This window comes from Pseudomonas sp. R2-37-08W, from assembly GCF_003851705.1.
In the GTDB taxonomy this organism is placed as follows: domain Bacteria; phylum Pseudomonadota; class Gammaproteobacteria; order Pseudomonadales; family Pseudomonadaceae; genus Aquipseudomonas.
Genome location: NZ_CP027728.1, coordinates 939,568 through 966,505, shown reverse-complemented (window position 1 = coordinate 966,505; position 26,938 = coordinate 939,568). Strand labels below are relative to the sequence as shown.

Annotated in this window: 21 protein-coding genes; 12 read left to right on the top strand and 9 right to left on the bottom strand. The window is 61.8% G+C overall.

Annotation, left to right across the window (positions count from 1 at the left end):
* Positions 1-29: 29 nt before the first annotated feature.
* From C4J93_RS04220 to C4J93_RS04200, 5 genes are all read left to right on the top strand, one after another.
* Complete coding sequence (locus C4J93_RS04220; protein WP_124361271.1) at positions 30-1,040, top strand: ABC transporter permease subunit; 1,011 nt, start codon at positions 30-32, stop codon at positions 1,038-1,040.
* 10 nt (positions 1,041-1,050) lie between these two features.
* The gene (locus C4J93_RS04215) at positions 1,051-1,962 is read left to right on the top strand and encodes an ABC transporter permease subunit (RefSeq protein ID WP_057724524.1); all 912 of its coding nucleotides are present in this window, start codon (positions 1,051-1,053) and stop codon (positions 1,960-1,962) included.
* A 10-nt stretch (positions 1,963-1,972) separates the two neighbouring features.
* Positions 1,973-2,941, top strand: coding sequence for an ABC transporter ATP-binding protein (locus C4J93_RS04210; RefSeq protein ID WP_124361270.1), 969 nt, complete (start codon positions 1,973-1,975; stop codon positions 2,939-2,941).
* Complete coding sequence (locus C4J93_RS04205; RefSeq protein WP_124361269.1) at positions 2,941-3,912, top strand: peptide ABC transporter ATP-binding protein; 972 nt, start codon at positions 2,941-2,943, stop codon at positions 3,910-3,912. Before C4J93_RS04210 ends, C4J93_RS04205 begins: the two co-directional genes overlap by 1 nt.
* Before the next feature lie 405 nt (positions 3,913-4,317).
* Positions 4,318-4,593 carry a hypothetical protein gene (locus C4J93_RS04200; protein WP_256660140.1) on the top strand — a complete coding sequence of 92 codons (276 nt, stop codon included), beginning with the start codon at positions 4,318-4,320 and terminating at the stop codon, positions 4,591-4,593.
* A 95-nt stretch (positions 4,594-4,688) separates the two neighbouring features.
* On the opposite strand, the gene C4J93_RS04195 is transcribed toward C4J93_RS04200, so the two are convergent.
* Both C4J93_RS04195 and C4J93_RS04190 read right to left on the bottom strand, forming a co-directional pair.
* Positions 4,689-4,934: a hypothetical protein gene (locus C4J93_RS04195; protein WP_124369638.1), complete on the bottom strand. Its 246-nt coding sequence runs from the start codon at positions 4,932-4,934 to the stop codon at positions 4,689-4,691.
* Positions 4,935-5,230: 296 nt separating this feature from the next.
* Positions 5,231-6,814 (bottom strand): peptide chain release factor 3, encoded by a 1,584-nt coding sequence (locus C4J93_RS04190; RefSeq protein ID WP_049710031.1) that lies wholly within the window; start codon positions 6,812-6,814, stop codon positions 5,231-5,233.
* A 332-nt stretch (positions 6,815-7,146) separates the two neighbouring features.
* Between C4J93_RS04190 and C4J93_RS04185 the strand changes: the two genes are divergently transcribed.
* From C4J93_RS04185 to C4J93_RS04165, 5 genes are all read left to right on the top strand, one after another.
* Positions 7,147-7,863: an ABC transporter permease gene (locus C4J93_RS04185; RefSeq protein WP_124428672.1), complete on the top strand. Its 717-nt coding sequence runs from the start codon at positions 7,147-7,149 to the stop codon at positions 7,861-7,863.
* A gap of 20 nt (positions 7,864-7,883) precedes the next feature.
* On the top strand, positions 7,884-8,780 hold the full coding sequence (locus tag C4J93_RS04180; protein ID WP_124428671.1) for a glycine betaine ABC transporter substrate-binding protein: 897 nt from the start codon (positions 7,884-7,886) through the stop codon (positions 8,778-8,780).
* Positions 8,781-8,791: 11 nt separating this feature from the next.
* Complete coding sequence (locus C4J93_RS04175; RefSeq protein WP_124361264.1) at positions 8,792-9,445, top strand: ABC transporter permease; 654 nt, start codon at positions 8,792-8,794, stop codon at positions 9,443-9,445.
* Positions 9,442-10,599 (top strand): betaine/proline/choline family ABC transporter ATP-binding protein, encoded by a 1,158-nt coding sequence (locus tag C4J93_RS04170; RefSeq protein WP_003171711.1) that lies wholly within the window; start codon positions 9,442-9,444, stop codon positions 10,597-10,599. Before C4J93_RS04175 ends, C4J93_RS04170 begins: the two co-directional genes overlap by 4 nt.
* Positions 10,600-11,066: 467 nt before the next feature.
* Positions 11,067-12,230 carry a type III PLP-dependent enzyme gene (locus tag C4J93_RS04165; RefSeq protein WP_124361263.1) on the top strand — a complete coding sequence of 388 codons (1,164 nt, stop codon included), beginning with the start codon at positions 11,067-11,069 and terminating at the stop codon, positions 12,228-12,230.
* 75 nt (positions 12,231-12,305) lie between these two features.
* On the opposite strand, the gene C4J93_RS04160 is transcribed toward C4J93_RS04165, so the two are convergent.
* From C4J93_RS04160 to C4J93_RS04145, 3 genes are all read right to left on the bottom strand, one after another.
* Positions 12,306-12,707 (bottom strand): type II toxin-antitoxin system HicB family antitoxin, encoded by a 402-nt coding sequence (locus tag C4J93_RS04160; RefSeq protein WP_124403066.1) that lies wholly within the window; start codon positions 12,705-12,707, stop codon positions 12,306-12,308.
* A 129-nt stretch (positions 12,708-12,836) separates the two neighbouring features.
* On the bottom strand, positions 12,837-13,586 hold the full coding sequence (locus tag C4J93_RS04150; RefSeq protein WP_124428670.1) for a tetratricopeptide repeat protein: 750 nt from the start codon (positions 13,584-13,586) through the stop codon (positions 12,837-12,839).
* 1 nt (position 13,587) lies between these two features.
* On the bottom strand, positions 13,588-14,268 hold the full coding sequence (locus tag C4J93_RS04145; protein WP_124369632.1) for a Fe2+-dependent dioxygenase: 681 nt from the start codon (positions 14,266-14,268) through the stop codon (positions 13,588-13,590).
* A gap of 205 nt (positions 14,269-14,473) precedes the next feature.
* Here C4J93_RS04145 and C4J93_RS04140 point away from each other — a divergent pair, with 205 nt between their 5' ends.
* Both C4J93_RS04140 and C4J93_RS04135 read left to right on the top strand, forming a co-directional pair.
* Positions 14,474-16,759, top strand: coding sequence for a TonB-dependent siderophore receptor (locus C4J93_RS04140; RefSeq protein WP_124428669.1), 2,286 nt, complete (start codon positions 14,474-14,476; stop codon positions 16,757-16,759).
* Between the two features lie 135 nt (positions 16,760-16,894).
* The gene (locus tag C4J93_RS04135) at positions 16,895-19,432 is read left to right on the top strand and encodes a sulfite reductase flavoprotein subunit alpha (protein WP_124428668.1); all 2,538 of its coding nucleotides are present in this window, start codon (positions 16,895-16,897) and stop codon (positions 19,430-19,432) included.
* Between the two features lie 180 nt (positions 19,433-19,612).
* Here the strand turns inward: C4J93_RS04135 and C4J93_RS04130 are convergent, their stop codons facing one another.
* The 4 genes from C4J93_RS04130 to ptsP all read right to left on the bottom strand — a co-directional run bounded on the left by C4J93_RS04130 (position 19,613) and on the right by ptsP (position 26,850).
* Complete coding sequence (locus C4J93_RS04130) at positions 19,613-21,154, bottom strand: alkaline phosphatase (protein ID WP_124428667.1); 1,542 nt, start codon at positions 21,152-21,154, stop codon at positions 19,613-19,615.
* Positions 21,155-21,346: 192 nt separating this feature from the next.
* Positions 21,347-23,059, bottom strand: a complete 1,713-nt coding sequence (locus C4J93_RS04125; RefSeq protein ID WP_124428666.1) for a PTS fructose-like transporter subunit IIB — start codon at positions 23,057-23,059, stop codon at positions 21,347-21,349.
* A gap of 11 nt (positions 23,060-23,070) precedes the next feature.
* Positions 23,071-23,991 carry a 1-phosphofructokinase gene (gene pfkB, locus C4J93_RS04120; protein ID WP_124428665.1) on the bottom strand — a complete coding sequence of 307 codons (921 nt, stop codon included), beginning with the start codon at positions 23,989-23,991 and terminating at the stop codon, positions 23,071-23,073.
* Complete coding sequence (ptsP, locus tag C4J93_RS04115; RefSeq protein WP_124428664.1) at positions 23,992-26,850, bottom strand: phosphoenolpyruvate--protein phosphotransferase; 2,859 nt, start codon at positions 26,848-26,850, stop codon at positions 23,992-23,994.
* Between the last annotated feature and the right edge of the window lie 88 nt (positions 26,851-26,938).

Genomic DNA, 26,938 nt, shown 5'->3' with positions numbered 1-26,938 from the left:
CTAACCGGCTGATTGAGGTACACACCAAGATGTTTAGTTTTATTGCCCGCCGACTGGGGTTATTGATCCCCACGTTCTTCGGCATCACGTTGCTGACCTTTGCGTTGATTCGCATGATTCCAGGCGACCCCGTAGAAGTCATGATGGGCGAGCGGCGGGTTGACCCCGAAATGCATGCCCAGGCAATGGAGCGCCTTGGCCTTAACAAGCCGCTGTATGCGCAATATCTGGATTACGTCGGCAAGCTCGCCCAGGGCGACCTTGGCGAATCGCTGCGTACCCGCACCAGCGTGTGGACCGAGTTCACCGCACTCTTTCCGGCGACCCTGGAACTGTCCATCGCCGCCCTGTTGTTCGCCGGTATCCTGGGCCTGTTGGCCGGGGTGATCGCGGCCTTGAAACGAGGATCCCTGTTCGACCATGGGGTGATGGGCATCTCCCTGGCGGGATATTCGATGCCGATCTTCTGGTGGGGCCTGATCCTGATCATGTTCTTCTCGGTGAGCCTGGGCTGGACCCCGGTTTCCGGGCGTATCGACCTGCTCTACGACATCGAGCCGCGCACCGGCTTCATGCTCATCGACACCCTGCTGGCCGACGAGCCGGACGCGTTCTGGGACGCACTGCACCACCTGATCCTGCCGGCCATCGTGCTGGGCACCATCCCGCTGGCGGTGATTGCGCGGATGACCCGCTCGTCGATGCTCGAAGTGCTGCGCGAAGACTACATCCGTACCGCCAAGGCCAAGGGCCTGTCGCCGGCGCGCGTGGTGTTCGTGCACGGCCTGCGCAATGCGCTGATCCCGGTATTGACCGTGGTCGGCCTGCAAGTCGGCACGTTGCTGGCCGGTGCGGTACTGACCGAAACCATCTTCTCGTGGCCCGGCATCGGCAAATGGCTGATCGAAGCCATTGGCGCGCGGGACTACCCGGTGGTGCAAAACGGCATTCTGTTGATCGCCTGCCTGGTGATCCTGGTGAACTTCGTGGTGGACATCCTCTACGGCTTCGCCAACCCACGCATCCGTCACCAGCGCTGAGATCATGACCATGACTACCTCTACTCCAGTGTCAGCAGTCGATCAGAGCCTGCTGTACCCGTCTCCGTACAAAGAATTCTGGCAAGCCTTCTCCAAGAACAAAGGCGCAGTTGCCGGCCTGCTGTTCATGTTGCTGATCGTGTTCTGCGCGATCTTCGCCCCTTGGGTTGCACCGCATAACCCGAGCGAGCAATACCGCGACTTCCTGCTCACCCCGCCATCATGGCTGGAAGGCGGGCAGATCCAGTTCCTGCTGGGCACCGATGAACTGGGCCGGGATTTGCTCTCGCGCCTGATCCAGGGTTCGCGCCTGTCGCTGTTGATCGGCTTGTCCTCCGTGGTGATGTCGCTGATCCCGGGCATCCTGCTCGGCCTGTTCGCCGGGTTCTTCCCGCGCCTGCTGGGCCCGACCATCATGCGCTTGATGGACATCATGCTGGCCCTGCCGTCGCTGCTGCTGGCCGTGGCGATTGTCGCCATCCTCGGCCCTGGCCTGATCAACACCGTGATCGCCATCGCCATTGTGTCGCTGCCGTCCTACGTGCGTCTGACCCGCGCCGCAGTGATGGGCGAACTGAACCGCGACTACGTGACCGCCGCGCGCCTGGCCGGTGCCGGCCTGCCCCGCCTGATGTTTATCACCGTGCTGCCCAACTGCATGGCGCCGCTGATCGTGCAGGCCACCTTGAGTTTCTCGTCGGCGATCCTCGATGCCGCCGCCCTGGGCTTCCTCGGCCTTGGCGTACAACCGCCAACTCCGGAGTGGGGCACCATGCTGGCATCGGCCCGCGACTATATCGAACGCGCCTGGTGGGTCGTGAGCTTGCCGGGCTTGACCATTTTGCTCAGCGTGCTGGCAATCAACTTGATGGGTGACGGCCTGCGCGACGCGCTGGACCCGAAACTCAAGAACGCCGCCTGAGGAGATTCCCATGTCACTGTTAGAAATCAAGAATCTCAACGTTCGCTTCGGCGACGAGACCGCCGTGCCAGTGGTCGATGGCCTCGACATTACCGTCGACAAAGGCGAAGTCCTGGCCATCGTTGGCGAGTCGGGCTCGGGTAAATCCGTGACCATGATGGCGCTGATGGGCCTGATCGAGCACCCCGGCATCGTCACCGCCGATGCCCTGAACTTCGACGGCAAAGACATGCTCAAGCTGAGCAACCGTCAGCGTCGCCAGATCGTCGGCAAAGACCTGGCGATGGTGTTCCAGGACCCGATGACTGCGCTGAACCCCAGCTACACCGTGGGCTTCCAGATTGAAGAAGTGCTGCGCCTGCACCTGAAAATGTCTGGCAAGCAAGCGCGCAAGCGCGCCATCGAACTGTTGGAAAAAGTGGAAATCCCTGGCGCTTCCAGCCGTATGGATGCCTACCCGCACCAGCTGTCCGGCGGTATGAGCCAGCGCGTGGCCATCGCCATGGCGATTGCCGGCGAGCCGAAACTGCTGATCGCCGACGAACCGACCACCGCGTTGGACGTCACGATTCAAGCGCAGATCATGGACCTGCTGCTGGCCCTGCAGAAAGAGCAGAACATGGGCCTGGTGCTGATCACTCACGACCTCGCGGTGGTAGCTGAAACCGCCCAGCGCGTGTGCGTGATGTATGCCGGCCAGGCCGTTGAAGTCGGCCAGGTCCCGCAACTGTTCGACATCCCGGCGCATCCGTACAGCGAAGCGCTGCTCAAGGCAATCCCGGAGCACAGCCTCGGCGCCACACGCCTGGCCACGTTGCCGGGTATCGTGCCCGGCCGTTACGACCGCCCGCAAGGTTGCCTGCTGTCGCCGCGCTGCCCGTATGTGCGTGAGAACTGCCGTACCGAGCGCCCTGCGCTTGACCCGAAAACCAACAGCCTTGCGCGCTGCTTCTACCCCTTGAACCAGGAGGTGGCGTAATGGCCGTCGTTCTTACCGCCCGCGACCTGACCCGTCACTACGAAGTGTCCCGTGGCCTGTTCAAGGGCCACGCTACGGTGCGTGCCCTCAATGGTGTGTCTTTCGAACTGGAAGCCGGCAAGACCCTCGCGGTCGTGGGCGAGTCGGGTTGCGGCAAGTCCACCCTGGCCCGCGCCCTCACGCTGATCGAAGAGCCGTCATCCGGCTCCCTTAAAATCGCCGGCCAGGAAGTGGCCGGCGCCGACAAGGCCCAGCGCAAGCAGTTGCGCAAAGACGTACAGATGGTGTTCCAGAGCCCGTACGCGTCGTTGAACCCACGGCAGAAAGTCGGTGATCAGCTCGGCGAGCCGCTGCTGATCAACACTAACCTGTCCGCCGCCGAACGCCGCGAGAAAGTGCAGGCGATGATGAAGCAAGTGGGCCTGCGCCCTGAGCATTATCAGCGCTACCCGCACATGTTCTCCGGTGGCCAGCGCCAGCGGATCGCCCTGGCCCGGGCGATGATGCTGCAACCAAAAGTGCTGGTGGCGGATGAACCGACCTCGGCACTGGACGTGTCGATCCAGGCCCAGGTGCTCAACCTGTTCATGGACCTGCAGCAGGAATTCAACACGGCCTACGTGTTCATCTCCCACAACCTCGCGGTGGTGCAGCACGTTGCCGATGACGTGATGGTGATGTACCTCGGCCGCCCGGTGGAAGTGGGGCCCAAGGAAGACATCTACGCCCGCCCCCTGCACCCGTACACCCAGGCGCTGCTGTCGGCCACGCCGACCATCCACCCGGACCCGAACAAGCCCAAGATCAAGATCGTCGGCGAGCTACCCAACCCGCTGAACCCGCCTTCCGGCTGCGCCTTTCACAAGCGCTGCCCGTACGCGACAGCGCGGTGCAGCACCGAGGAGCCGCTGTTGCGGCCGTTGGATAACCGCCAGGTGGCTTGCCACTATGCGGAGCAATTCGTGGCCTGACGATCGTTCCCACGCTCCGCGTGGGAACGATCAAAGTCTGAGTTCTACAGCCCTTCCCGCCAGGTTGCGCATCAGCCGGGCGGGAGGGGCTTCTTTTTGCGCACGGCCTATGTCTGGCTGTCGCCTTCGTCCGAATCGTCGCGGTAGTTTCCACCCAAACAATTACAAACTTCCCACACGACTTCCACGCTCTAACTTCAAGCCAAAAAGAAAACTTCTTAAATATGTAACAGCAACTAAAAAACAAAGATAATGCGCTTCTAATTCCATAAAGCCTGATTAAGAATGCCCGACTCTCATCATTAACAAACGGGCTATCTCATCACTGTCATCCGCGAAAAATGCTCTATCTCCAAATCCTTGGAAACCCTTCTTAACGACATCTATGCCGATGATGAGGTTTCAATGGCCGAATACAAGACCCTCCAAGCCGAAGCCGACCTTCGCTGGCAGAAGGTCATTGACGAATTAGGGCCAAACAACACGCTTAAATCGTTTCAGAACTCGATGGATATCTCCATGCATTTGCTGTACCTGAGCGCAGAGTATGCTGCATCGCAGGAAGTTACAGACCTGGGGGAAGCCTATGTAAAAGATGCGATGTATGCACAAGTTGAATACATCCAGGCGGGCACCCAACTGGCATTGAAACTGTTGCGAGTGGGGCAAAACCACCCGTAACTAACCGTCATTTCCTAAATACAAAAAAGGGCGAAGCCATGACAGCTTCGCCCTTTTGTATGCCTCATCAGGAATTGCGGTCACCCTCAGGGGCATCAGGTTTCGCCGTCGTCGAAGGTCACACTGTCTTCCCCTTCATTGATGGGGTTTTCCGGATCCCTGACGTCTGTGGGCTGGGGCTGCGGTTTCCAACTGCCCGAGTTGACCTCGTTCTGCTTTTTCTTGGTGACCGGGCCGGTGTCTTTCCACTGGGGCGCCCCGGCGTCGGCCAACGCCGGAAGGGCCGTCACTCCCAGGATGGCCAGCAACACCAAAGGGATGACACGTTGAGCATTTCGCACGGTAGTCTCCTTTACAGTCGGTGGGTAAACGCTAGACCCGAAGCCGGGTTCTCGCCAATTCATGGCGTTATGAAGATCCAAATGCGGGAGGGGGCAAGCCCTCAATACTGTAGGAGCGAGCTTGCTCGCGAAGAACTCAGGGCCCCCGCGTTTATCCAGAATGAACGCGTTGCCTGGACGTTTTTCGCGAGCAAGCTCGCTCCTACAGTGTGCCCCCTCCCATATTTTGGCTTTGCAGCAGGCATAAAAAAGGGCGAAGCCATCACAGCTTCGCCCTGTTCTTTACCGCTCAGCCCTTAATGATGCTCGCGAGTCGCCCGGAATTTCACATCCGGCCAGCGCTCTTCCATCAGCGCCAGGTTGACCCGGGTCGGCGCCAGGTAAGTCAGGTGACCACCGCCGTCGATCGCCAGGTTTTCCACCGCTTTGTTGGAAAACTCTTCCAACTTCTTCTTATCGCTGCAATCGATCCAGCGCGCGGAGTACACGGTGATCGGCTCGTAGGAGCACTCGACCTTGTATTCCTCTTTCAGGCGGCTGGCGACCACGTCGAACTGCAGCACACCCACGGCGCCGAGGATGATGTCGTTGCTGCGCTCGGGGAAGAACACCTGGGTGGCGCCTTCTTCGGCGAGTTGCTGCAAACCTTGGCGCAGCTGCTTGGATTTCAGCGGATCGCGCAGGCGTACGCGGCGGAACAGTTCCGGGGCGAAGTGCGGGATACCGGTAAAGCCCAGTGCTTCGCCTTCAGTGAAGGTGTCGCCAATCTGGATGGTGCCGTGGTTGTGCAAGCCGATGATGTCGCCGGCGTAGGCTTCTTCGAGTTGTTCACGCTCGGAGGAGAAGAACGTCAGGGCGTCGCCGATGCGCACGTCCTTGCCGGTGCGCACGTGGCGCATCTTCATGCCTTTTTCGTAGCGGCCGGAGCAGATACGCATGAAGGCGATGCGGTCGCGGTGTTTGGGGTCCATGTTCGCCTGGATCTTGAACACGAAGCCGGTGAATTTTTCTTCCACCGGTTCCACGGTGCGCTCGTTGGCGACACGGGCGAGGGGCTTCGGTGCCCAATCCACCACGGCGTCGAGTACGTGGTCGACACCGAAGTTGCCCAAGGCGGTACCGAAGAACACCGGGGTCAGTTGGCCGTCGAGGAACTCCTGCTGGTTGAACTCATGGCACGCGCCCTGCACCAATTCGAGCTGGTCGACAAAGCGGTCGTACTCGTCGCCCAGGTGGGCGCGGGCTTCGTCGGAGTCGAGCTTTTCGATGATTTTCACATCGGTGCGCTCATGACCATGGCCGGCGGTGTAGACAATGATGTAGTCGTCGGCCAGGTGGTACACGCCCTTGAAGTCGCGGTAGCAACCAATCGGCCAGGTGATCGGCGCAGCCTTGATCTTCAGGACGGCTTCGATTTCATCCAGCAGCTCGATGGGGTCACGAATATCGCGGTCGAGTTTGTTGATGAAGCTGACAATCGGCGTGTCGCGCAAACGGCACACATCCATCAACGCGATGGTGCGTGGCTCGACGCCTTTACCGCCGTCGAGGACCATCAGCGCCGAGTCCACCGCAGTGAGGGTGCGGTAGGTGTCTTCGGAAAAGTCTTCGTGGCCCGGGGTGTCGAGCAGGTTGACCATGTGGTCGCGATACGGGAACTGCATGACCGACGTGGTAATGGAAATACCCCGTTGCTTCTCCATCTCCATCCAGTCGGATGTCGCATGGCGGTCGGATTTGCGGGATTTCACCGTGCCGGCCACCGCGATTGCCTTGCCCATCAGCAGGAGCTTTTCGGTGATGGTGGTTTTACCGGCATCGGGGTGGGAAATAATAGCGAAAGTGCGGCGTTTCGCGACTTCGGCGGCCTGGTGGGTCATGGGAAATCGCCTGGCAGGTGAGTCAAAAAAGGGCGGCGAGTATAGCGCAAACCCAGGGTTACAGACCACCGTTGAGCCCATTGGGGGTGGCTAAATGCTCCCAAGTGTGGAACCTTTTAAAAGGTAGAGACGTCCACTCCCCTGCTATCGCACTCGGAACAGGGGCTGAAAAATCAGCAAGTTAGCCTGACGAGGCTGCGCTCATGGCTCGATCGCATACTGCGTTGCCAGTATCGGCGAGCTGCTTTTCGCGAACTCATTCAGAGGCAGCCAGCCATGGCATTGCCACCGGAGAATGTGTTCGCCGACAAAAGAAAAAAAGGAGTCCGCCTGTGGCTATTCGCTATGGCAAAGGGCTGATAGGAGGTGCGGTTGTCGTCGCGCTCCTGGCCCTGCTGGTCCACTGGATCGGCATCAACACGATCGAACTGTACCGCGACGATTTGTTGTTTTACCTGCAAGCTCATCTGATTCTGGTTTTAGTTTCCATGCTGGCCGCCCTGATTGTGGGCCTCCCCGCCGGCATCCTGCTCAGTCGACCGAACATGGTCGGGCGTGCAGAACGCTTCATGCAGATCTTCAACATCGGCAACACCGTCCCTCCCCTGGCCGTACTGGCCATCGCCCTCGGCGTCCTCGGCATCGGCAGCGGCCCGGCCATTTTCGCGCTGTTCCTCGCCTCCCTCCTGCCCATCGTGCGCAACACGTACGAAGGCCTGAAAAACGTTCAAGACTCGCTGAAAGAAGCCGCCACCGGTATCGGCATGACGCCACGCCAGGTGCTGTTTCGCGTGGAGTTGCCCAACGCCGTGCCGATCATCATCGGTGGCGTGCGTGTGGCCCTGGCGATCAACGTCGGCACCGCACCGCTGGCGTTCCTGATCGGCGCCAACAGCCTGGGCAGCCTGATCTTCCCCGGCATCGCCCTGAACAACCAGCCGCAACTGCTGCTCGGTGCCGCATGCACCGCACTGCTGGCATTGCTGCTCGACGGCCTGGTGACCATGGCCAGCCGCCTCTGGCTGGAACGCGGGTTGCGTCCGTCTTAAGGCTTGGCAAAGGAAATCACATGAAAAAACTGACCTTGATATTGAGCTGCGTCCTGCTGTTTGCAGGTTTTGCGCAAGCCGCTGAAAAACCGGTAATCCGCATCGGCGCACGGGTGTTCACCGAACAGACCCTGCTCGCCGAAATCACCTCCCAGTACCTGCGCATCAAGGGCTACGACGCCCGCGTGACCGGTGGCCTGGGCAGTAACCTGGCGCGCAGCGCCCAGGAAAGCGGGCAACTGGACCTGATCTGGGAATACACCGGCGTGTCGCTGGTGGCGTACAACCACATCGACGAGAAACTCGACAGCGCTCAGTCCTACGCTCGCGTGAAGGAACTCGACGCAAAAAAAGGCCTGGTCTGGCTCTCGCCGTCGCGCTTCAGCAACACCTACGCCCTGGCGTTGCCGGAGAAAGTCGCCAAGGAACATCCCGAAATCAACAGCATCAGTGACCTCACCCACGCCATGGCCGCAGACACCCGGGAACACCGCCTGGTCGCCCTGGACACCGAGTTCGCCAACCGCTCCGACGGCCTGGCCGGCATGGTCAAGCTGTACGACATGAACCTCACGCGCAAAAACACCCGGCAGATGGACGCCGGGCTGGTCTACACCGCGCTGCGCAATGGCCAGGTGTTTGCCGGCCTGGTCTACACCACCGACGGTCGCCTGAATGCCTTCAAACTGAAGCTGCTCGAAGACGACAAGCACTACTTCCCGGACTACACCGCCGCCCCGGTGATCCGCCAGGAATATCTCGACCAGCACCCGCAACTGGCGGCCGAGCTCAAGCCACTGGCCGCGCTGTTCGACGACGCAACCATGCGCCAGCTGAATGCGCGGGTCGACGTCGACCATGAAAGCCCGTCCGCTGTTGCCGCAGATTTCCTGCGCCAGCATCCGATCAATCAATAAGAGGAAAAGACATGGAATTTCTCAACGCCTTTTCCCACCTTGATTGGGCCCAAGTCCTGCAACTGACCTGGCAGCACATCACCCTGGTCGGCGTCGCGGTTGTCCTCGCGATCTTGATCGGCGTGCCCCTGGGCATCCTGATGACGCGCTTCCCGACCCTGGCCGGCCCGCTGCAGGCCAGCGCCACGGTGCTGCTGACCGTACCGTCCATCGCGCTGTTCGGCCTGCTGCTGCCGTTCTACTCCAAGTTCGGCCAGGGCCTGGGGCCGATGCCGGCGATCACCGCCGTGTTCCTCTACTCCCTGTTGCCAATTATGCGTAACACCTACCTGGCGCTCACCGGTGTCGAACCGGGCATTCGCGAGGCCGCCAAAGGCATCGGCATGACCTTCGCCCAGCGCCTGCGCATGGTCGAGCTGCCGATTGCCGTGCCGGTGATCCTCGCCGGTGTGCGCACCGCCGTGGTGATGAACATCGGCGTGATGACCATCGCCGCCACCATCGGTGCCGGCGGCCTGGGTGTACTTATTCTGGCTTCCATCAGCCGCAGCGACATGTCGATGCTGATCGTCGGCGCCGTGCTGGTCAGTCTCCTGGCCATCTTCGCCGACCTGCTCTTGCAATGGCTGCAACGCTCGCTGACTCCAAAAGGATTGCTCAAATGATCGAACTTCAAAATCTGTCCAAGACTTTTCAAAGCAACGGCAAGACTGTCACCGCCGTCAACGATGTCAGCCTGACCGTCAACGAAGGCGAAATTTGTGTGTTCCTCGGCCCGTCGGGCTGTGGCAAGAGCACCACGCTGAAAATGATCAACCGCCTGATCAAGCCCACCTCGGGCAAGATCCTGATCAACGGCGAAGACACCACCGACCTCGATGAAGTGACCCTGCGGCGCAATATCGGCTACGTGATCCAGCAGATCGGCCTGTTCCCGAACATGACCATCGAAGAAAACATCGTGGTGGTGCCCAAGCTGCTCGGCTGGGACAAACAGAAATGCCACGACCGCGCCCGCGAGTTGATGAGCATGATCAAGCTGGAGCCCAAGCAGTACCTGCATCGCTATCCGCGTGAATTGTCGGGCGGGCAGCAACAGCGCATCGGCGTGATCCGCGCCCTGGCGGCGGATGCACCGTTGCTGCTGATGGATGAACCGTTCGGCGCGGTCGACCCGATCAACCGCGAGATGATCCAGAATGAGTTCTTCGAGATGCAGCGTGCGCTGAACAAGACCGTGATCATGGTCAGCCACGACATCGACGAGGCCATCAAGCTGGGGGATAAGATTGCGATCTTCCGCGCCGGCAAGCTGCTGCAGATCGACCATCCCGATACGCTGCTGGCGCACCCGGCGGACGAGTTCGTGAGCAATTTCGTCGGCCAGGACAGTACCCTCAAGCGCCTGCTGCTGGTGAAGGCCGAAGATGCCGCGGACAACGCGCCGTCGGTGAGCCCGGAAACGCCGGTGGCCGATGCACTGGAGCTGATGGACGAGCACGACCGCCGCTATGTGGTGGTCACCTGCGCCGAGAATAAGGCGCTGGGCTATGTACGCCGTCGCGACTTGCACCGTCAGACCGGTACCTGCGGCCAGTACCTGCGCGAATTCAACGCCACCGCCGCGTATGACGAGCACTTGCGCATCCTGCTGTCGCGGATGTACGAGTTCAACCGTTCGTGGTTGCCGGTGATGGATGCGGAGCGGGTGTTTTTGGGTGAGGTGACGCAGGAGTCGATTGCCGAGTACCTGAGTTCCGGTAAGTCGCGTGGGGGCAAGACCAGTATCGTTTCGCCTGCAGAGACCGCACTGGCCTGACACAACGCGGTAAAAAATGTGGGAGGGGGCTTGCTCCCGATGAGGGTGGGTCAGTTGATAAATGTGTAACTGACACACCGCCATCGGGAGCAAGCCCCCTCCCACATTGGCTCTGCAGGGTGTCAGGGAAATGCACTCAATTCGCCCATCCGGGGAACATCAATCCGTCACACCGGTCGGTTACATAGTAGCTGCACGGGGTCGCGCGACGAACGCGTGCAAAAACGCGACATTTTTAGTTGATCTCAAGCCCCTCACGCCCTAAAGTTCGCGCCGAACGTCCATGCTGGAAACGATCCATCCGGCTCAAGTACTGACGACGAGACAGCAAGGCCAAGGGAAGCGTATCCCATGGCCTTTTTGCTTTCGGCGACATGCCTTGGGAAGTAGGCGAACCAAAGTGGGGATACGGAGGACGTTCAGTTGCACCCATTGATTACTACAGTTTGCCCTTAGGAGTTCCCAGCATGTCGATCAACGTCGAAGACTATTTCGCGCGCGCCACGTTTGACAAAATGAAGGCGTTCGCCGACAAGCAAGAAACCCCGTTCGTGGTGATCGACACCGCGATGATCAGCCAGGCCTACGATGACCTGCGCGCCGGTTTCGAATTCGCCAAGGTGTACTACGCGGTCAAGGCCAACCCGGCCGTCGAGATCATCGACCTGTTGAAAGACAAGGGTTCGAGCTTCGATATCGCGTCGATCTACGAGCTGGACAAGGTCATGGACCGCGGCGTCAGCGCCGACCGTATCAGCTACGGCAACACCATCAAGAAATCCAAGGACATTCGCTACTTCTATGAGAAAGGCGTGCGCCTGTTCTCCACCGACTCCGAAGCCGACCTGCGCAACATCGCCAAGGCCGCGCCGGGCTCGAAAGTCTATGTGCGTATCCTCACCGAAGGCTCCACCACGGCTGACTGGCCGTTGTCGCGCAAGTTCGGCTGCCAGACCGACATGGCCATGGACCTGCTGATCCTAGCCCGCGACCTGGGCTTGGTGCCTTACGGCATCTCGTTCCACGTCGGCTCGCAGCAGCGCGACATCAGCGTATGGGATGCGGCGATCGCCAAGGTCAAAGTGATCTTCGAACGCTTGAAGGAAGAAGACGGCATTCATCTGAAGCTGATCAACATGGGCGGCGGCTTCCCGGCCAACTACATCACCCGCACCAACAGCCTGGAAACCTACGCCGAGGAAATCATCCGTTTCCTCAAGGAAGACTTTGGTGATGAGCTGCCGGAAATCATCCTCGAACCCGGCCGCTCGTTGATCGCCAACGCCGGCATCCTGGTCAGTGAAGTGGTGCTGGTGGCGCGTAAATCGCGCACCGCCGTCGAGCGTTGGGTGTACACGGACGTGGGCAAATTCTCCGGCCTGATCGAAACCATGGACGAAGCCATCAAGTTCCCGATCTGGACCGAGAAAAAAGGCGAGATGGAAGAAGTGGTCATCGCCGGCCCCACCTGCGACAGCGCCGACATCATGTACGAAAACTACAAGTACGGCCTGCCGCTGAACCTGGCCATTGGTGACCGCATGTACTGGCTGTCGACCGGTGCCTATACCACCAGCTACAGCGCAGTTGAGTTCAATGGGTTTCCGCCGTTGAAGTCGTTTTACGTGTAAGCACGCTGCGTATAAAAAACCCATGACGTGTCATGGGTTTTTTTATGGCTGTCAGGTGGAATGTCGCGCATTGCGTCAGGCAGATAGCTCACGCAGCGCTGCCGTCGCCAGAAAACCTGACCGCGACGCATACCGATGATCCTTCAGCACCCGCTCGTCAATGCGCAACAGCAACTGTTCCGGCAAGGAAGCGTTGAAACGGACTGACTTGCCCAGATAAGGCGTGAGATCAAAGTCGACTATCGCCCATACACCGCCGACAAAATCCGGATTATCCAAATGTGCATCGACCTCCAGCGCCTGGGGGAGCGCTTCCTGATCGGCAACCAATCCTTCCAGATGCAGCGCGATTGCCTCACGCACATTGTCCAGCGCTTCGGAAAAAGATCCTCCGGCCGAGAAACATCCCGGAATATCCGGAACCGTCACGCTGTAATCCGAATCAGCATCTTTATGGACTACCACGGGAAATTTCATTGTTCCTCCTCTGAATGAGCGTCTCGGAACTCATTCAACTCATCAATCGGGGCCATCATTTCAGGCCTGCCGATCTGAAAATACTATGCAGAGTGCCCTTTGCAAGTTCTGACTTGGGATGAGGGTGAGCTAAGAGAGATTGGCAGCGCGTTGTCGAAAGGCTTCAGCCATCGCGCGAATCTGTGGATGGTTGGCCGCTGCCAGCGTCTGGTGTGCTATCCGTAAGAACTTGAGATTCCCGCCTGCCAGCGCCTTGTACAACCACTCCAGTGCCGCTTCGATTCGGCCACTATCCGCCAACACCGCCGCATAACTGAACTGCCCACGAAAATCCCCGGCTTCGGCTGAACGCCGGTACCACTCAACGGCCGCTTCAAAATCCCTCGGGCAATACTGCCCGTCTTCCAGATAACGCCCCACCAGGTTCATCGACTTGGCATGGCCCTGCTCTGCCGCCTGGCGATAAAGCATCAGCGCTTGGGCCTGATCTTGCACAACGCCACGACCGGTCGCCAATAGGTTGGCATAGTTGTACTGCCCCCAATCCAGCCCGGCCTCTGCTGCCAACCGGTATTCACGCGCAGCCGCCGCCTCATCCACCGTGCAACCCCAACCATGCTCCAGACACCGCCCAATCATATTGCGCGCCATCAAATGCCCGCCCTGGGCGGCAATCCGGAACCAGCGCAACGCCAGTGTTTCATCGCGTGCGATGCCGCGTCCTTCCAGCAGGATCTGCCCGAGCAAGGCCTGGGCATCGACCACGCCTTCCCTGGCCGCGATCAGGATCGCCTGGGCCGCGCGCACCGGGGAATCATCAAGCATCGATTGCAGCTGCTCGACGTTGAGCACTTCCTGGCGACGCAATAAAAAGCCCATCTCAGACCTCGACCCAACGACGCAGCAGGTTGTGATAGGTGCCGGTGAGCTGGATCAGCGCCGGGTGATCGGGCACGTCGCGGCTCAGTTGCTGGATGGCGCCGTCCATTTCGAACAGCAGGGTGCGCTGGCTGTCTTCGCGCACCAGGCTCTGGGTCCAGAAAAACGAGGCGTAGCGCGCGCCGCGTGTCACCGCGTTGACCTTGTGCAGGCTGGAGCCGGGGTACAGCACCATATCGCCGGCGGGAAGCTTGACGCGCTGCAGGCCGAAGGTGTCCTGGATTTCCAGCTCGCCGCCGTCGTAGTCGTCGGGGTCGCTGAAGAACAGCGTGGACGACAGGTCAGTGCGCACGCGTTCGTGACTGCCTTTGGGTTGGCGCACGGCGTTGTCGATATGGAAGTCGAAACTGCCACCGGCGGTGTAACAGTTGAGCAACGGCGGAAACACCTTGTGCGGTAACGCCGCCGACATAAACAGCGGGTTGCTCCATAAGCGCTCCAGCATCGCCGCGCCGATTTCCTTGGCCAACGGGTGGCCTTCGGGCAATTGCAGGTTGTGCTTGGCCTTGGCGGATTGATGGCCGGCGGTGACTTTGCCGTCGGCCCATTCGGCCTCCTCCAGGGCTTGGCGAATGCGCTGCACTTCCTCGCGCGAGAACAAGCCGGGAATATGCAGCAACATGGGGCAATACCTGCGATCAGAGGGGTGCCAATGGTATTGATTCTTATCCTCTGTGTAAAACGTCGAGACGAACGAGTCAGTAAAAACCGTAAGCAAAAAGTGTAAAGAATGTAAATTCGATGCGAATAGCAATGTATCGCAATTGATAGAAAGTCTTGTTAGCCCTATATTCCGCGACCTCACATCCTTGGGGAAAGGACACGTCATGTCGCGCATCACACCAACAACCACCGCCAGTTCACCACGCATGCTGGCTTCGGCCATCGGCGTAGCCCTCAGCGCCAGCTCTGCCGCCCACTTGGCGCAGGCGGCTGAGAACACCGAACAACAAGGCGAGCGCAACCCTATCTCCCTCGGCGCCACCAACATTACCGGTCAGGAGCAGGTCACCCCTTCCTATCAGGTAGAAAAAGCCGCTTCACAGAAATACACCGCACCGCTGGTAGACACACCGCGCTCGGTCACCGTGGTCCCGCAGCAAGTGCTCAAAGACACTGCCGCCACCTCGCTGCAGGATGCCCTGCGCACCGTACCGGGGATTACTTTTGGCGCCGGTGAAGGCGGCAACCCCCAGGGCGACCGTCCGTTCATCCGTGGTTTCGACGCCCAAGGCGACACCTACCTGGACGGCGTGCGCGATACCGGCGGCCAGAGCCGGGAGATCTTCGACATTGAATCCATCGAAGTCAGCAAGGGCCCGAACTCGTCCTTCGGCGGTCGCGGCTCAGCCGGGGGCAGCCTCAACCTTGTGAGCAAAACCCCACAAGCGCGGGACTTCACTAACGGCGGCTTCACCTACGGTTCCGACCAGACCCGCCGCTACGTGCTCGACGTGAACCGCCAGTTCCTCGACGACAGCGCGGCATTTCGCCTGAACCTGATGAGCCACGAACAAAACGTGGCCGGCCGCGATGCGATCAATTACGACCGCTGGGGTGTGGCGCCTTCGCTGACCTTTGGCCTGGGCACACCGACCCGCGTCAACCTCAGCTACTACCACATGGAAAGCGACGACCTGCCGGATTCGGGAATGCCGTATGGCTACGGTTCGTCGACCGCCACCGCCCACGTGCATGACAAGCCCAACGACGGCGGCGACAGCAACAACTTCTATGGTTTGAAGAGCCGTGACTTCCGCAAGACCCGCGCCGACATCAGCACGTTCTCCATCGAGCATGACCTGAACGACAACATGACGCTGAAGAACACCCTGCGCCACGGCAGCACCGGCCAGGACTATGTGCTCACCCAGCCGGATGACAGCAAGCTCAACGTCAACAAGTTCGGCACTGTCTGGCGCCGGGCCAACAGCCGCGTGTCCACCACCACCACGACCACCAACCAGACCGACCTGTTCGGCAGCTTCCAGGCGCTGGGCTTCAAGAACACCTACTCCACCGGCCTGGAATTCACCGGTGAAGAAACCCGTGTCAGCGGCTACACCGTCAGCCCCAACGCCAACCCGGTGTGCACCGTGGCCAAGGGCAGCCTGGGTGGCCAGTGCACCTCGCTGAGCAACCCGAACCCGGACGATGCCTGGAACGGCAGCGTCGCGCGCAACTACAACGGCACCAACACCAAGGCCACCAGCCGCGCGGCCTACGTGTTCGACACCATCGAGCTGGATCCGAAATGGCTGCTGAACGTGGGCCTGCGCTACGATACGTTCGATACCGAAGCCAACACCAACGCCACCACCGGGCGCAGCAAAATCAAGGATGACAGCCAGTTCTTCAACTGGCAGGCGGGCCTGGTATGGAAGCCGCTGGACAATGGCAGTATCTACGCTTCCTACGCGACGTCGGCCACGCCGGCCGGTGGCCTGGTGGGTGAAGGCGCCGATGGCAACCCGCTGTCAGCCGGTGCCGCCATCAGCGACCTGCAGCCGGAAGAGACGGTCAACTACGAGCTGGGCACCAAGTGGGACCTGTTCCACGACCGCCTCTCCCTGACCGCCGCCGTGTTCCGTACCGAGAAGAAAAACACCCGCGTCCTGGTCGATGCCCTCACCTACGAGAACGCCGGCGAATCACGGGTCGACGGCGTCGAGTTGTCCGCCAGCGGCAAGCTGACCGAGCACTGGCAAGTGTTCGCCGGGTACACCTACCTGGACAGCGAACTGGTCAAGTCCGGCCTCAACGGGCGTAACGGCGTGGTGAGCGCCGGTTCCAACACCGGCAACCAGATGCCCAACACGCCGAAGAACTCGTTCAGTCTGTGGACCACCTACGACATCACGCCCAAGCTGACCGTCGGCGGCGGCGCCTTCTATGTCGACGAGGTTTACGGCGATGCAGGCAACACCGTGTACGTGCCGTCCTACACCCGCTACGACGCCATGGCCAGCTACAAGTTGACTAAAAACGTCGACCTGCAATTGAACGTGCAGAACCTGACCGACAAAACTTATTACGACAAGGCTTACGCCTCGCACTTCGCCAACCAGGCGGCCGGTCGTACGGCGTTGCTGACCACCAGCTTCCACTTCTAAGCGCAAGCGCGCCAGGACTTGAGCCCCACGCATCGGATGCGTGGGGCTTTTGCATGCTAAACAGAATATTTCTCGATAAGCCACGGCATAATGCGCGCCGTGACATTCATAACCAGTTGAGCGAGGCGGTCCGACGTGTTGAAGAAAACCCTGTTCCAGTTGCACTGGTTCTTCGGCATCACTGCCGGGCTGGTGCTGGCCTTGATGGGGATCACCGGGGCTGCGTACTCCTTCCAGGATGAAATACTGCGGGCGCTGAACCCGCAGGTCTTGCATGTTGAAAAACGCGAAGCCGGGGTGCTGCCGCCCGCCGAACTGGTGCGCAAGCTGGAAGCCACCGAAGGCAAGGCCGTGGCGATGCTCTGGGTGGAGCGCGACAGCGGCAATGCCGGGCGCGTGTCCTTCACCCCGCCACCGGGCGAGCGCCGGGGCCCGCTACGCTACTTCGACCCATATACCGGCGACTACCTGGGCGACGCCGTCGGCCAGGATGTATTCGGCTTCATCCTGCAGTTGCACCGCTTCCTGGCGATAGGCGACATCGGGCGCACGATCACTGGCGCCTGCACCCTGATCCTGCTGTTCTTCTGCCTCTCCGGCCTGTACCTGCGCTGGCCGCGCCAGGTGAAGAACTGGCGCGTGTGGTTGACCCTGGACTGGCGTAAAAAGGGCCGCAGCTTCAATTGGGACCTGCACTCGGTGTTCGGCACCTGGTGCCTGCTGTTTTATCTGCTGGCGGCACTGACCGGGCTGTATTGGTCGTACGACTGGTACAACCGTGGCGTGACCCAACTGCTGTCCGACGCGCCGCAGAACGAGCGCACGCTCAAGCGCGGCCCGCCGCCGGCTGGCCCTGCGCCCGTGGCCAGCTACGTGACCAACTATGAAGCCATCTGGAGCAGCATCTACAGCAACGCGGGGCCTGGCTTGAGCGCCTACAACATCCGTCTGCCGGCCGTCGCCGGGCAACCGGCCACCGTGTATTACCTGCTGGAAGACTCGCCCCACGACCGTGCGCTGAACCAGATCAACCTGGACCCGGCCACCGGCGAGGTCAAATCCCATGAGCGCTACGCCAGCAAAAGTTATAAGTCGCAGTTGTTGACCAGCGTTTATGCCTTGCACACCGGCAGCTATTGGGGGCTGGCAGGACGGATCGTGCTCACCCTGAGCGCGTTGTGCATGCCGCTGTTCTTCGTTACCGGCTGGTTGCTGTACCTAGACCGGCGCCGAAAAAAACGCCAGGTAAGGGACGCACGCAAGGGTCTTGACGCCCACTCCAGCGATGCCCCGGCCTGGTTGATCGGCTTCGCCAGCCAGAGCGGTTTCGCCGAACAATTGGCCTGGCAGACGGCCGGGCAATTGCAGGCGGCAGGTCTGCCGGTGAAGGTGCAGCCCTTGGGCACGCTTAGCCAGCACGACCTGAGCCAGTCGGAAAATGCCTTGTTCGTGGTCAGCACGTTCGGCGACGGCGAAGCCCCCGACAGCGCCCGTGGCTTCGAACGCAGCGTGCTCGGCCAGGACGTGTCCCTCAAGGGCTTGAACTACTCGGTGCTGGCCCTGGGTGACCGGCAATATGAACACTTCTGCGGCTTTGCCCGGCGCCTGCATTTCTGGTTGACCCACCAGGGCGGCAACCCGCTGTTTGCGCCGGTGGAAGTCGACAGCGGCGATACCGAGGCCTTGCTGACCTGGCAACAGCAGCTCGGCCAGCTCACCGGCCACACGCCGGCAGCGGCCTGGCAGACCGCCCAGTTCGAACACTGGACCCTGCGCCAACGCACCCTGCTCAACCCTGGCAGCGTCGGCGCGCCCGTCTACCTGCTCGGCCTCACACCGCCCTCGCCCCTCAGTTGGCAGGCCGGTGACCTGGTGGAAATCCTGCCGCGCAATAGCCCGCGAGCCGTTGAGCACTTCCTGGAAGGGCTGGGCCTGGCCGGCAGCGATGGCGTGCTGATTGAAGGCCTGGCGCAAACGCTCAACCAGGCCCTGGCCACGCGCCAACTGCCGGATAACCGCACCCATCTGGTCGGCCTGCATGCCCAGGCACTGGTCGATGCGCTGATACCGCTGGGCCTGCGTGAATACTCGATCGCCTCGATTGCCAGCGACGGAGTGCTGGAGCTGATCGTGCGCCAGGAACGCCACCCGGACGGCAGCCTGGGCCTGGGTTCCGGCTGGCTGACTGAACACGCCGCCATTGGCGCGGGCATCAGCCTGCGCCTGCGCCGCAACAGCGGTTTCCACCCGCCCGAAGCGCCGGTGCCGCTGATCCTGCTGGGCAACGGCACGGGCCTGGCCGGCCTGCGCAGCTTGCTCAAGGCGCGCATTGCCGACGGTCAGCAGCGTAACTGGCTGCTGTTCGGCGAACGCCATATCGCCCACGACTACATGTGCCAGGCAGAACTGCAAGGCTGGCTGGCCAGTGGTGACCTGACCCTGCTGGACCTGGCGTTTTCGCGGGACCAGGAGGAGAAAATCTACGTGCAGGATCGCCTGCGTGAATCGGCGGACGTGTTGCGCAAATGGCTGGCCGAGGGCGCAGCGATTTATGTGTGCGGCAGCTTGCAGGGGATGGCGACGGGGGTGGATCAGGCGCTGGTGGATATCCTCGGCAGTGAAACGGTGGAGCGCTTGATCGAGCAAGGCCGCTATCGCCGGGATGTGTACTGATCCCTCACAGACACTGAAGATCAAATGTGGGAGGGGGAAGGCTTTTTGTAGGAGCGAGCTTGCTCGCGAAAAACTCACAGGCACCGTGTTCATTCAGAAAACACGCGTTATCGTTGACGTTTTTCGCGAGCAAGCTCGCTCCTACAGATTGGCATTAGGGCAAGCCCCCTCCCATAGTTTTCAGACGGGTTGCAGTTTTTGCTCAAACACCGAGACGCCATCGAGATCGCGCAAAATCACCGTCAACTCCGCCGTCTGCCCATCAATCTGCACCTCGCCAAAAAACTGAAACCCGGCAAACGGCGAGGTGTTTTGCGCAGGCGGTACCTTCTCGAACACCACCTCTGGCCCAAAGGTCTTATCCAACGGATTCGGCCCGAAGCTGCCTGCATTCAACGGCCCTGCGACAAACTCCCAGAACGGTTCGAAATCCTGGAACGCCGCCCGATCCGGGTGGTAGTGATGCGCGGCGCAATAGTGCACATCAGCGGTCAGCCACACGTGGTTGCGCACTTGGTGTGCGCGCAGGAATCCCAGCAGCTCGGCAATTTCCAGCTCACGCCCCTGGGCCGGGCCGGGGTCACCGTTGGCGATCGCTTCCCAGCGCGGCACGCCAGGGCTGACCTCACCGTCCGGCACACCGAGGCCGATGGGCATGTCGGCCGCGACCACTTTCCACTGCGCCTGGGAGGCCTTGAGTTCGCGCTTGAGCCAGTCCAACTGTTCGCGCCCCAGGAAGGGCTTTGCGCCGCCCAGGTTGTCGTCGTTGGGGCCGCGATAGCTGCGCATGTCCAGCACGAACACATCCAGCAGTGGCCCATAGCTGAGCTTGCGATAAATCCGCCCGCCGCCGTCGGCGCTTTGCCGGCGCATCGGTGAATATTCCAGCCAGGCCTGGCGCGCACGGCCGACCAGGGTATTGATGTCGCGGGTCTGGTAGCGCTCGTCCAACTGTTTGCTTGATGACCAGTTGTTGATCACCTCGTGGTCGTCCCACTGCCAGATCTGCGGCACCTCGGCATTGAAGCGCCGCACGTTTTCATCCAGCAGGTTGTAGCGGTAATTGCCGCGATATTCTTCGAGGGTTTCGGCGACCTTGCTCTTGGCTTCGGTGGTGATATTGCGCCAGATGCGCCCGCCCTCAGTGGCCAGTTGCGCCGGCACCGGGCCGTCGGCGTAGATGGTGTCGCCGCTGTGGATAAAGAAGTCCGGCAGGCGCAGGCGCATGGCTTCGTAGATGCGCATGCCGCCGATGTCCGGGTTGATACCGAAACCCTGGCCGACGGTGTCGCCGCTCCACACAAAGCGGATGTCGCGACGCTGTTGCGGCACGCTGCGCAAGTGGCCGAACCACGGCTCGCTGGCGATGCCGGTCTGGGCGTCTTCGAAATGCACGCGGTAGAAAATCGCCTGGTCGGCGGGCAGCCCGGTGAGTTCAACGCGGGCCGTAAAATCGCTGCGGTTATCGGCCAGGGGCGAGACGAACCGGCGTGGGTTGCTGAACACACTGCGGGTGTCCCACTCCACCACCATCCGCGCCGGGCGGTCGCTGCGGCTCCAGATCATCGCGCGGTCGCCCAGCAGGTCACCGGACTGCACGCCATCGGTGAGCAGCGGACGGTCCTTTACCGACGCAATCACCGCCGGCGCCAGTCCCGGCAACAACAGGCCGGCCCCGACAGCTTGCATCACGCGGCGACGGCCGAGATCGAAGTGGCTCATGCAGGTGCCCTCTTGAGTATCAAAAGGCCAACTTAAGCATGGGCGGATGAAGCAGATATGACACCGCCCTCACAGACACTGAAGATCAAATGTGGGAGGGGGCTTGCCCCCGATGGCAGTGTGTCAGCTACCAATAGACTGGCTGACACACCGCTATCGGGGGCAAGCCCCCTCCCACATTTTCAAACCTCATCAGCCCTTGGCAGCAGTGACCGTCAGTTCCGCCGCTTCCGGCCGCTTGATCAGCGCATACACCAACCCGGTCAGCACACTGCCGGCCACAATCGCCAGCAGGTATAGCAACGCATGATTCATCGCGTTCGGAATCACCAGCACAAACAAGCCGCCGTGGGGCGCAGCCAGTTTGCAACCGAAGTACATCGACAGCGCCCCTGTCAGCGCGCCGCCGGCAATGCTGGCCGGGATCACCCGCAACGGGTCTTTGGCCGCAAACGGGATGGCCCCTTCCGAGATAAAGCACAGGCCGAGAATCATCGCGGCCTTGCCGGCTTCGCGCTCAGTCTGGGCGAACTTGCGCCGGGCCAGGAAGGTCGCGATGCCCATGCCAATCGGTGGCACCATGCCGGCCGCCATGGTCGCGGCCATCGGCGCGCCGCTCGACGCCGCCAGCAGGCCGACGGAAAACGCATACGCCGCCTTGTTGATCGGCCCGCCCAGATCGACACACATCATGCCGCCCAACAGGATGCCCAACAGCACCGCGTTGGTGGTGCCCATGGTGCTGAGAAAATCCGTCAGCCCGGTCAGCAAGCGTGCCACCGGAGGGCCGACCAGATAGATCATCGCAAGGCCAGTGAACAGGCTTGCCAGCAACGGGATGATCAGGATCGGCTTGAGGGCCTCCAGGCTTTGCGGCAAGCGCACCGCGCGTGAGATCAGCTTGACGCTGTAGCCGGCGAGGAAACCGGCGAAGATCCCGCCAATGAAGCCAGCGCCCAGGGTGCCCGCGAGCAACCCGCCGATCATGCCCGGCGCCAGGCCGGGGCGATCGGCGATCGAGTAGGCGATGTAGCCCGCCAGCAACGGCACCATCAGCATGAACGCCTGGTCGCCGACGGTTTTGAGTGCCGCCGCCAGGGTGCCCTTCTCCTCAAAGGCGTGGATGCCGAACACGAAGGACAAGGCGATCAACAGGCCGCCCGCCACCACCATCGGCAACATGAACGACACACCGGTGAGCAGGTGTTTGTACACGCCGGTTTTTTCCGACTTGGCCACCGCACCGCTGGCCGCGCTTTCCACCGCGCCCTCGGCCAGCGCCTTGTTGAGCGTGGCTTCCGATTGCTTGAGGGCAATGCCGGTGCCGCAGCGGTAGATCTTCTTGCCGGCGAAGCGCTCGGTGGCGACTTCGATATCCGCCGCCAGCAGCACCACGTCGGCGTTGGCGATGGCCTCAGGCGTCAATGGCGTGCGCGCACCCACCGAGCCCTGGGTCTCGACCTGCAACTCGTAGCCCAGGCGCTTGGCGGTCTGCTGCAAGGCCTCGGCAGCCATGAACGTATGGGCCACACCGGTGGGGCAGGCGGTAATCGCGACAATGCGCGGGACATTCCCGACCGGCGCCTCGGTCGCCACATACACCTGCGCCTCCTCGGCGCCCCGGCGCAGCACCGCGTCGACATCCGCCAACGCCTGGGCCGGCGTGCTCTGGAACACGCGCTTGCCGACAAAGCGCTGCATATCCACCGGGGTGCTGCTGACCAGCAACACCCACTCGGCGTCATCGAGGGTCGCCTGGGACAGCTGGCTGTCCGGGCGTTGCACGTCCACCACTTCGACACTGGTGCTCCAGCCCTGGCGCTGTGCGGCGGCGTCCAGCAAGCGGGCGCACAGCACACTGGTGACCATGCCGTTCGGGCAGGCGGTAACAATGGCTAACTTCATCACAAACCCTCTTATTGTTCTGTCAGCGCGTGTACATCGACACCGCTTTCAAGGCGCGCCAACTGCGCGTCATCGCTGATGCCGAAACCGATTTGCGTCACCGCCATCGCGGCAATCGCCGTGGCGCGGCGCAGGGTCTGCTCGGGCGCTTCGTCGCGCAGCAGGCCGTGGAGCATGCCCGCCAGCAGCGAATCGCCGGCGCCTACGGTGCTGGCGACCGTCACCTTGGGCGGCGTGGCATGCAGGGCCGCGCCCGCGCTGTACCAGTTCACGCCGGCAGCACCGTCCGAGACCACCACATGCTCCACACCCTGCTGATGCAGCTGGCGGATGGCATCGGTGGCGTTGTCCAGCGCTTCGGCGAGCTCTTCAGTATTGGGTTTGACCATCCATGGGCCTGCCTTCAACCCGGCGCGCAAGGCTTCGCCGCTGGTGTCCAGGGCTACTTTCAAACCGAGGCCTTTCAATTGCTCGAGCATGTGCTGAAACCAATGGGCGGTAACGCCACGCGGCAAGCTGCCGGCCACTACCACCGCGTCGAAGCCTGGCGCGATCCGAGCCAGTTTTTCGAGCAGCGCGTTCTGCGCCTGCACTGACACCTCAGGCCCCGGTGCGTTGATATCGGTGACGCGGCCATCGTGCTCGGCAATCTTGATGTTGCTGCGGGTGTCACCGGGCACGCGAACAAACGCGTCGGTAAAGCCACGTTGTGCAATCAGCGCCTCGAAGGCCTGCGGGTTGCCCTCACCCAGGAAGCCGCTCACGGTCAGCTCATGGCCCAGATCGGCCAGCACCTGCGCCACGTTCACGCCCTTGCCGGCGGCATGGGTGAGCAGGGTTTCACTGCGATTGACTGCGCCGGGCGCCAGGTGCGCCAAGCGCACCGTCAGGTCCAACGCCGGGTTCAGCGTCAGGGTCAGAATCTTTGCCATCTACACGGCCTCCACAAGGGCACGCACTTCGGCGGGCGAACCCACCGCCAGTGCTTTTTGCGCCAGGCCCTGGGCCTCGCTCAAGCTGAATTCGCGCACGCGCGCCTTCACTTCGGGAATGCTGCGCGCCGACACGCTCAACTCATCCACCCCCAAGCCGACCAACACCGGCACCGCCAGCGGGTCGGCCGCCAACTCGCCGCACACACCGACCCACTTGCCATGGGCATGGGCGGCGCGCACGGTGATGTCGATCAATTGCAGGACAGCCGGGTGCAGGCCATCGGCCTGGGCCGACAAGGTCGGGTGGCCACGGTCGATGGCCAGGGTGTATTGGGTCAGGTCGTTGGTGCCGACGCTGAAAAAGTCGACTTCCTTGGCGAGTACCGGCGCCAGCAGCGCGGCCGACGGCACTTCGATCATGATCCCCAGTTGCAGGTCGGCCACCGGGATTTCCAGGCGCAGGCGCTCGGTCATATCCCGGGCGGCGCGCCATTCGTCCACGCTGCCGACCATGGGAAACATGATGCGCAACGGCCGGTTGTCCGCCGAGCGTAACAATGCACGTAATTGCGCTTCCATGATCTGCGGGCGCTGCAAGGTCAAGCGAATACCGCGCACACCGAGGAAGGGGTTTTCTTCTTCGGCAATCGGCCAGTACGGCAGCGGTTTATCGCCGCCCACGTCGAGGGTCCGCACCACCAGCGGACGCCCGTCGAGGCCGTCGAGCACGCGACGGTATTCGGCTTCCTGGGTGGCCTCGTCCGGCGCTTGCGGGTGGGCCATGAAAATCAGCTCAGTGCGCAACAGCCCGATGCCCTCGGCGCCCTGTTCCACCGCAGCGGCAACCCCGGCGCTTTCGCCGATATTGGCGAACACTTCCACCGCGTGGCCGTCGCGGGTCAGCGCCGGTTCATGGCGTTGCGCCGAGGCGGCTTGCAGGCGTTGTTCGCGGGTGTCGCGCTCGACTGTCGCGCGCTGCAGGGTGGCGGTGTCGGGGTCGACGTGCAGGCGGCCGCGCTGGCCGTCGAGCAATAAAGGCGTGCCGGCGTTGAGCAGCAACACCGCCGCCCCGGCGCCGACCAGCGCAGGAATGCCCAGAGCACGGGCGACGATGGCGCTGTGGGCCGTGGCACCACCACGGGCGGTGAGGATGCCGGCGACACGGGCCGGGTCCAGGCGCGCGACGTCCGAAGGGCCGACTTCGTCCATTACCAGAATGTAGGGTTCATTGGGTTCCTGAGCGGTATCGACGCCGCACAGCTGCGCCAATACGCGACGACCGATATCGCGCAGGTCAGCGGCGCGTTCGGCGAGCAAGGCGTCCTGCAACGATTCCTGCTGCTTGGCGGCGGCTTCAATCACGCTCATCCACGCGGCTTCGGCGCTTTCGCCTTGCTTGAGACGGGTGTCGACTTCGTCGGTGAGTTCCGGGTCGTCGAGCATTTCCTGGTGGGTGATGAAGATCTCGCGGATGGCCTTGGATTGGCTGCGCTCGATCAGGCCTTCGATATCGCGGCGCACATCACTCAGCGCGCTGTGCAGACGCTGGCGCTCAACGGCGCAGGTTTCACCGCGCAACGGGTAGTCGAACACCTGTTGCACCTGGATATGCGCGGGCCCGATGGCGATACCGGGCGCGGCGGCAATTGCCTGGATCTGGCTGCCGGGCAGCGGCGCGCTGATGACCGGTTCGATATCGGCAGTGACGGGCTGGGCGCTGACCGTCGGCAACGGCTCGACTTCTTCGCCCAGGCCTTCTTCAATGGCAGCCAACAGCGCCGGCAGCGCATCGCCCGCGATCGTCGGCTCGGCGACAAATTCCAGCACCTGGCCACGCCGCGCGCCGAGGCTCAACAATTTGCTCAGGCTTTTTACCGATACGGCGCCGACCGGGCCGTCGACAATGCGCACGCGGATATCGCCGTCAAACTGTTTGGCCAGTTGGGCGAGGATCTTCGCCGGACGCGCGTGCAGGCCGTGGGCGTTGGCCAGGGTGACGCGGGCGCTGGGCCAGTCGGGCGGCAGCTCGCCACCCAGCACTTCAAGCACGGCACGACTGCTGGTGGCGCGGCCCAATTCCTGGCCGCGCCCTTCGATCAGCAAGGCGCACAAGCGCTCGAGCAGCGCCTGATGCGCTTCGCCCAGGCTGGCCAGGCAGAATAGGCCATTAAGCGGCTGGCCCAGGTAGCGCATGGGTTTATCCGGCGTGACGAATGCCAGGCCTGGGCGCTTGACCGTCTGTTCGCTGTGCAGCCACCACAGGCCATCCCCCAGGGGCAGCGCATCGACTTGCTGCAACACGGCGGCAAAGCCGTTGCTCACGCAATCGGCCTGGCGCAACAGGCGCGCGCCGCGCCACACCAATTCCTCGAAATCATCGGCCGATACGCCCAGGCTGATCATCTGTGCATCCAGCGCCAGTTCCTGCGGCGCGCCTTGCAACAACTTCAGCAAGGCCTCGGCGGAACCGGCACGGCGCAACGCTTGGCCGAGGTCGGTTTCACCCAGGGCGCGAGTGAGCAGTTGCAGCAGGCGCAAGTGTTCATCGGATTTGGCGGCGATGCCGATGGCCAGGTAGACGACCTGGCCATCGCCCCAGTCCACGCCTTCGGGAAACTGCAACAGACGCACGCCGGTGGAAAACACCTGATCGCGGGTTTCCGGGGTGCCGTGGGGAATGGCAATGCCTTGGCCGAGAAAGGTCGAGCCTTGGGCTTCACGGGCTTGTAAGCCACTGAGATAACCTTCGGCGACCAAGCCATCGGCCACCAGTTTTTCAGCGAGCAGGTGCAAGGCAGCAGATTTATCCACCGCCACCCGGCCCATGGATATCTGCTCTACAGTGAGCTCGAGCATGCCGTTCTCCTAGTTAGTGCGAGGTGCGCACTAGGTATTGTTTTGAATAAATCAGCTTAGCGGTGTTCGGAAACAACTGACTGAGCAG